We start from the raw sequence: 7915 nt of genomic DNA, 5'->3' as shown, positions 1-7915 counted from the left end.
AAAAGTCCTCTTTCTAAAATTTTTATTGAGTTATACACATAAAATTGACTTGTTAATAAAGAAATACACAAGTTGTGAATAATTATCCACAACTTACTCACAAACGGTGGATAACTATTTATTCCAATTCCCTTGTCCACAATCTTTACATGCAAGAATCCAACTAAGAATGATAGTAATATCAACGGTTTGTATAACTTATCCACACAATTATACTTTTAAACAAAAGGAGTTGTCAAATGCCTGTGAATATGTGAGGAATTGTTAGATTATGTTGTGAATAAAAAATAATTTTTAATAATTATCCACAAAATGATTAATATTCACTGTGGATAAGTGGATAACTATTATTTTTCACATTTTAAAATTCTGCTTGATTTTTAAAAATCATTTTGTTATAGTTTAGTAGTTATTGAAATTGTGACATTTCACGTGTATGGTATAAATAATTTTGAAATTAATCTTCTGATATATATAAATGAATATCATACAAGCAATTAACTACTATTTAATTAGATGTTAAGAATAAATAATGGAGGTGTTCTTAAATGGTAAAACGTACGTATCAACCAAATAAACGTAAACACAGTAAAGTTCATGGCTTCCGCGCTCGCATGAGCTCAAAAAACGGCCGTAAAGTATTAGCTCGCCGTCGTCGTAAAGGTAGAAAAGTATTATCAGCTTAAGATCACTGAAGAGCAGTGGTCTTTTTTTTGTTTTAATTGATGAAATTGTTTTGTATAATAAACAATAATTAAGTGATGTATTGTGGAGTGGATGTTTGTGGAAAAGGCTTATCGTATAAAGAAAAATAGTGATTTTCAAAGAATATATAAAAAAGGTAAGTCAGTTGCTAATCGTCAGTTTGTTATTTATACTTCAGAAAATGATTGCGAACACTTTAGAATTGGCATCAGCGTCTCAAAAAAATTAGGTAATGCTGTTACTAGAAATAGAATAAAAAGGTCAATTAGAGAGTGTTTTAAAGTTCATAAAGAAAATATCATTCCGAAAGACATCATTGTTATTGCTCGTAACCAGGCAGTAGACTTGGAAGTACTCGAAACAAAGAAGAGTTTAGAGCACGTGTTGAAGATTGCTAAAGTTTTTAATAAACGTATTCCCTAAGTATTTTAATAATTACTAGGAGGTTGCAGTATGCTTAAATCAAACTATGAAGGACAATCAGTAGAACAAGCACTACAACAAGGTTTAAAAGATTTAAATGTTCAAGAGCAACAAGTAAGAATCGATGTAATAAATGAAGGTAAAAAAGGCATTTTTGGTTTTATGAAGCAAGATGCTCGTATTGAATTAACGATTATTGATCCAGAATTAAAAGAGTTTAATTCAATAGAAGATTTAAGAAATCGAAATCAACAAAATGAACAACAAACGCAAGATCTAGATGAAGATACAGAAAGCAACAATATAACAGAAGATAATGAAAATATCGTATCAGAAGATAATTCCAATCATTCTCAGAATGTGAAGAAAAACGCGTTAAATGACATCGCAGACCAAACATTAGAGTATATATTGAATATCATTAAAGAAATGAATATTAATGTAGAAGGGTCTTATAAAATTAAATCTAATACATTGTATATCGATATGTCGTCTGATCAAGCTTCCTATATAATAGGTAAAAGAGGGCAAGTGTTAAATGCCTTACAAACTGTCGGACAAAATTATATGCATCAATATATTAAAGGATATTACACGTTAATATTAGATATTGAATCTTATCGAGCGAAACGTAAAGAAACATTAGAGCAGCTAGCTATAAATATGGCTAAAAAAGCTAAACAAACGAAGAGACCAGTTAAGTTAGAACCAATGTATAACTTCGAAAGAAAGATAATGCATCAGGCATTAAGTAAAGTTGAAGATATCGAAACATACTCTGAAGGAAGAGAACCTCATCGATATTTAGTCATCAAGAATAAATGATAATGGTCGGAGTGAGTTATCTCGCTCCGCATTTTTTCGAACAATATATTCGAAAATTGTAACAAAACCATTTACAATCAAAAGAATGAATAGCATGAATGGTGGAGGAGAAAAATAATGGAACTAGATACAATTACAAGTATCTCTACGCCTATGGGTGAAGGCGCAATCGCAATTGTACGTTTAAGTGGTCCGGATGCGATAAGTATCGCTGATAGTATATATAAAGGGAAAAAACAATTATCAGAAGTCGATTCACATACGATTAATTACGGACATATTTTGGATCCTGACAGTGGCGAAATTGTTGAAGAAGTAATGGCGGCTGTTATGAGAGCGCCTAAGACTTTTACAAGAGAAGATATCGTAGAAATTAATTGTCACGGTGGTCTAGTAACTGTTAATCGTGTACTTGAATTAACGTTATCAAATGGAGCAAGAATGGCGGATCCGGGTGAATTTACAAAGAGAGCTTTCTTACATGGTCGTATTGACTTATCACAAGCAGAAGCAGTGATGGATTTCATACGTTCTAAGACGGAACGTGCATCCAAGGTAGCCTTAGGGCAGATGGAAGGGCGTCTAAGTGAACTTATAAAAGGACTAAGGCAATCTATACTAGAAATACTAGCACAAGTTGAAGTTAATATAGACTACCCTGAGTATGATGACGTAGAAGAAGCAACATCTCAATTTTTATTAAAAGAAGCTGCTAACATAGAGCAAGAAATCGATAAATTATTGAAGACAGGTCAACAAGGGAAAATTATGAGAGAAGGCTTGTCTACAGTAATAGTAGGTAAACCAAACGTTGGTAAGAGTTCAATGCTTAATAATTTAATTCAAGATAATAAAGCAATCGTTACAGAAGTAGCAGGGACGACTAGAGACGTATTAGAAGAATATGTTAATGTTCGTGGTGTGCCTTTACGATTAGTAGATACAGCAGGTATTAGAGAAACAGAAGATATCGTAGAAAAAATTGGCGTTGAAAGATCAAGGAAAGCTTTGTCAGAAGCAGATTTAATATTGTTCGTATTAAATTATAATGAATCACTGACAGAAAGTGATTACCAATTGTTTGAAGCTATTAAAAATGAAGACTTCATAGTTATTATAAATAAAACAGATTTAGAACAGCACCTTGATATGGATGAGCTGAAAGAGATGATAGGTGACCATCCTATCGTACAGACATCGATGGTAGAACAACAAGGTATTGAAGAGTTAGAACAAAAGATATCAGAATTATTCTTTGGTGGACAAGTTCAGTCACAAGACATGACTTATGTATCTAATTCAAGACATATTGCACTGTTAAAAGACGCGAAGTCTTCAATTAATGACGCAATTCATTCAGCTGAAGAAGGCATTCCAATAGATATAGTACAAATTGATTTAATCAAAACTTGGGAATTGCTAGGTGAAGTTATAGGTGAAGAAGCAAGTGAATCACTTATTGACCAATTGTTTAGCCAATTCTGTTTAGGAAAATAAAAGGAGGAAAAATTTTGACACAAAAATATGATGTTATTGTTGTCGGAGCAGGGCACGCTGGTGTAGAAGCAGGATTAGCTTCAGCGAGACGTGGCGCAAAAACTTTAATGCTTACAATTAACTTAGATAGTGTAGCGTTTATGCCATGTAACCCATCAGTGGGTGGTCCAGCAAAAGGTATAGTTGTAAGAGAAATTGATGCACTTGGTGGACAAATGGCTAAGACAATTGATAAAACACACATCCAAATGCGTATGTTAAACACTGGTAAAGGTCCAGCAGTACGCGCATTACGTGCTCAAGCAGATAAAGTATTATACCAAGAAGAAATGAAACGTGTATTAGAAGATGAGCCTAACCTTGATATTATGCAAGGTATGGTAGAACGTTTAATTATAGAAGATGATGTAGTAAAAGGCGTGGAAATGGTTATCGGCACTCAATATCTAGCTGATTCTGTTGTATTAACAACTGGTACATTTTTACGTGGTGAAATTATTTTAGGTAACTTAAAATATTCAAGTGGTCCAAACCATCAAATGCCTTCAATCACATTAGCAGACCATTTAAGAGATTTAGGTTTCGACATAGTTCGTTTCAAAACTGGAACACCACCTCGTGTTAATGGTGGCACAATTGATTACAGTAAGACTGAAATTCAACCAGGTGATGATGTAGGTAGAGCATTTAGTTATGAAACGACAGAATATATTTTAGACCAATTACCATGTTGGTTAACTTATACGAACGAACAAACACATAAAGTGATTGATGATAATTTACATCTATCAGCAATGTATTCAGGGATGATAAAAGGTACTGGTCCAAGATATTGTCCGTCAATTGAAGATAAATTCGTAAGATTTAACGATAAACCAAGACACCAACTATTCTTAGAGCCTGAAGGTCGTAAAACTCAAGAAGTTTATGTACAAGGTTTATCTACAAGCTTACCTGAAGAAGTACAACGTAAAATGTTAGAAACAATACCGGGACTTGAAAAAGCAGATATGATGAGAGCCGGTTATGCTATTGAATATGATGCAATTGTACCTACACAATTATGGCCGACATTAGAAACTAAATTAGTTAAAAACTTATTTACTGCAGGTCAAATTAACGGAACTTCTGGTTATGAAGAAGCGGCTGGTCAAGGTTTAATGGCTGGTATTAATGCGGCAGGAAAAGTATTAGGTAAAGAAGATGTTGTATTACGTCGTTCTGATGCTTATATCGGTGTATTAATTGATGACTTAATAACAAAAGGCACAAATGAACCATATCGTCTATTAACATCACGTGCTGAACACCGTTTATTATTAAGACATGATAATGCCGATTTAAGATTAACAGATATCGGTTACGAAATTGGTATGATTTCAGAAGAACGTTATGCTAAATTCAATCAAAAACGTGAAAGTATCAAAGCTGAACAAGAGAGATTACAATCTATTCGTATTAAGCCGAATGAACATACACAAAGTGTTATTGAAAGCCGTGGAGGTTCAGCACTTAAAGATGGTATATTAGCTTTAGATTTATTACGAAGACCAGAAATGGATTACAATGCTATCATGGAAATCTTACAAGAAACTTCTCCAGTTAATGAAGACATCCAAGAACAAGTTGAAATTCAAACGAAATATGAAGGTTACATTCAAAAATCATTAGCTCAAGTTGAGAAAGTTAAACGTATGGAAGACAAAAAAATACCTCTGAATATTGACTATGATGCAATCAATAGTTTAGCTTCTGAAGCAAGAGAAAAACTTAAAGAAGTTAACCCGTTAGATATTGCACAAGCATCTCGTATTTCAGGTGTTAACCCAGCAGATATATCTATCTTACTTGTTTATATTGAACAAGGTAAAATCCAGAAGGTGGACTAAAATGAACGAACAAACTTTTATCAACTCATTAAAAGATTCAGGTATTACACTTACTGATCAACAATTAAAACAATTTGAGACATATTTTGAAATGTTAGTTGAGTGGAATGAAAAAATTAACTTAACAGCAGTAACAGAAAAAGAAGAAGTGTATTTAAAGCACTTCTTTGATTCTGTGACACCTGCTTTTTATGTAGATTTTAATGAAATCGAATCTATTTGTGATGTAGGAGCTGGAGCCGGTTTTCCAAGTATTCCACTTAAAATTATATATCCACACTTACAAATAACGATTGTAGATAGCTTAAATAAACGTATTAAGTTTTTAAATGAATTAGCTAATAAACTTGAAATAGATAAAGTGAATTTTGTACATGATAGAGCAGAAACGTTTGGCAAAGGACAATACCGTGAAAGCTTTGATTTAGTAACGGCACGCGCTGTAGCAAGATTATCTGTATTGAGTGAGTTGTGTTTACCACTAGTTAAAAAAGGCGGGCAGTTTGTTGCATTAAAAGGTTCTCAAGGCGATGAAGAATTAGATGATGCACAGTTTGCAATTTCAGTGTTAGGTGGAAAATTAAATAAAGTTTATGAATTTAAACTTCCATTAGAAGAAAGCACAAGACAAATAATTGCGATTGATAAATTTAAACAAACACCTAAGAAATATCCAAGAAAACCAGGAACACCTAATAAAGAACCTTTAACAAAATAATTTCCTGGGAAATACGTAAGAATGAAAGTGGGTAGATTGAAATGAAAAAACCTTTTTCTAAATTATTTGGACTTAAAGACAAAGAATTAGAACACATAGAAGAAGCAAGAAATGAAGGCAACGTCGCGATAATTTCAACAGAAAAAATTGTGCCTAACCGTTATCAACCGAGAAAAGTTTTTGATGAGTCAAAGATAAAGGAATTAGCGCAGTCTATTAAAGAACATGGATTGTTACAACCAATTGTAGTTCGTCCAATAGAAGAAGGTATGTATGAAATTATTGCAGGTGAACGCAGATTTCGCGCAATTAAACATAACGATCTACCTGAAACTGAAGCCATCATAAAGCCCTTAAATGATAAAGAAACTGCAGCTGTGGCACTTATAGAGAATATTCAACGTGAAAATCTTTCAGCTATAGAAGAAGCAGAGGCTTATAGAAAATTACTTGATTTAGAAGGAATAACACAACAAGACTTAGCTGTAAGCATGGGGAAAAGCCAATCATTCATAGCGAACAAATTAAGATTGTTAAAACTATCAGAGCCCATCGTCATATCATTACAAAAAGGTGAAATTACTGAAAGACATGCAAGAGCTTTGTTGGGATTAGAAGATGAAGAACAACAAGATGTCTTAACGGCTATTCAGTCACAAAATTTAAATGTTAAGCAAACTGAAGATCGTGTGAAAAAAATACGAGGATCTGAAAAAGTAAAAGCTAAACAATTTCAATTTGAACAGGATATAACAGAAGCAATTGATGCACTTGGACAAAGTATTAAAAATGTTGAAAAAGAAGGCATCAAAGTAAAACGTATAGATGAAGAACATAAAGACTTTTATGAAATTACGATTAAAGTTTATAAAAGGAATTAAAAAAATCTCTACATTGGGAATATACCTGATGTAGAGATTTTTGTTTTAATAGTAAGTTATATAGCAATAAATTATAAACTCTATTTAATTGTAGGATTTAAAAACCTAGTATTACAAATAATGATATTTAATTATATATAACTTTATTTTTATAAAATAATAATTGACACAATATTAAATTGAGAATAAAATATTGACAAAGATAAAAATGTTTATATTAGATGTTATTAATTTATAGTGAGGATGCGATTTGAAGAAAAAGAAATCATGAATAAGTCAGAACTCCTATATTATCTGAGGTTTAGGAGGAGATAAAATGATGAACAAAATAATGAAAAGATTGTTAGGTAGCAATGTTGTTTTAGATGAAGATAATTTGAACAAGTTTTATAAAAAAATAACAGTAATGACTCTACTTACTTTCCCATTACTATTTGTGGAGATTTATAATGTTATAAATTGGAATAACCAAACTTTTTCCATTTTAATATTGTTATTTATTCTTTTATTTTGGCTTTGGTATATGTTTATAGCTTCCCTTGATTTTGAATATACAGTCGATAACAAAAAAACTACTAACAAAGATAAGATAAAATCTTCCCTTTTATTTTCATTATTACTTACGATATTTGGGTTAGGTGGATTTGAGACATTCGTACTAGGATTAGATAAGGTAACAATTAAAGATTTTTTCATTCTTATTGGATCTTTTATAGTGGTAACAGTAGCTTGTTTTTACATTATTGTATATAAGAAGGCTTATTATGAACAAAAAAGATTATTACCTTTTGTTTTTTTTACTTTGATAAACTGTTCTTTATTTCAAGGTATTACGAATTTACTTTCTGATGAATCATTTCTAACTATTCATGATTTTACTGATGACATACTTCCATATATGGCTTTTATGATATTTACGCTTTTTATATACTACAGATATGAAAGTAAAAAAGGTGATAGAAGTACTTAGAAAAATT

Annotated in this window: 8 protein-coding genes; all 8 read left to right on the top strand. The window is 31.7% G+C overall.

What is annotated here, in order from left to right:
- The first annotated feature begins 548 nt into the window (after positions 1-548).
- Complete coding sequence (gene rpmH, locus ACNMOQ_RS14075) at positions 549-686, top strand: 50S ribosomal protein L34 (RefSeq protein ID WP_016999186.1); 138 nt, start codon at positions 549-551, stop codon at positions 684-686.
- Positions 687-783: 97 nt separating this feature from the next.
- Positions 784-1128 (top strand): ribonuclease P protein component, encoded by a 345-nt coding sequence (gene rnpA, locus ACNMOQ_RS14070; RefSeq protein ID WP_416350024.1) that lies wholly within the window; start codon positions 784-786, stop codon positions 1126-1128.
- Positions 1129-1158: 30 nt separating this feature from the next.
- Positions 1159-1953 carry an RNA-binding cell elongation regulator Jag/EloR gene (gene jag, locus ACNMOQ_RS14065; RefSeq protein WP_218707022.1) on the top strand — a complete coding sequence of 265 codons (795 nt, stop codon included), beginning with the start codon at positions 1159-1161 and terminating at the stop codon, positions 1951-1953.
- A 117-nt stretch (positions 1954-2070) separates the two neighbouring features.
- Entirely contained in the window at positions 2071-3450 is a 1380-nt protein-coding gene (gene mnmE, locus ACNMOQ_RS14060; RefSeq protein WP_103268569.1) for a tRNA uridine-5-carboxymethylaminomethyl(34) synthesis GTPase MnmE, read from the top strand.
- A gap of 14 nt (positions 3451-3464) precedes the next feature.
- Entirely contained in the window at positions 3465-5339 is a 1875-nt protein-coding gene (gene mnmG / locus ACNMOQ_RS14055) for a tRNA uridine-5-carboxymethylaminomethyl(34) synthesis enzyme MnmG (RefSeq protein ID WP_070044814.1), read from the top strand.
- Between the two features lies 1 nt (position 5340).
- The gene (gene rsmG / locus ACNMOQ_RS14050; protein WP_064204294.1) at positions 5341-6057 is read left to right on the top strand and encodes a 16S rRNA (guanine(527)-N(7))-methyltransferase RsmG; all 717 of its coding nucleotides are present in this window, start codon (positions 5341-5343) and stop codon (positions 6055-6057) included.
- Positions 6058-6098: 41 nt separating this feature from the next.
- On the top strand, positions 6099-6938 hold the full coding sequence (gene noc / locus ACNMOQ_RS14045; protein WP_325889422.1) for a nucleoid occlusion protein: 840 nt from the start codon (positions 6099-6101) through the stop codon (positions 6936-6938).
- A gap of 316 nt (positions 6939-7254) precedes the next feature.
- On the top strand, positions 7255-7908 hold the full coding sequence (locus ACNMOQ_RS14040) for a hypothetical protein (protein WP_416350023.1): 654 nt from the start codon (positions 7255-7257) through the stop codon (positions 7906-7908).
- Positions 7909-7915 lie beyond the last annotated feature (7 nt).

Source organism: Mammaliicoccus lentus (assembly GCF_947036595.1).
Classification (GTDB): domain Bacteria; phylum Bacillota; class Bacilli; order Staphylococcales; family Staphylococcaceae; genus Mammaliicoccus; species Mammaliicoccus lentus.
This window is presented reverse-complemented; position numbering and strand designations above follow the sequence as displayed.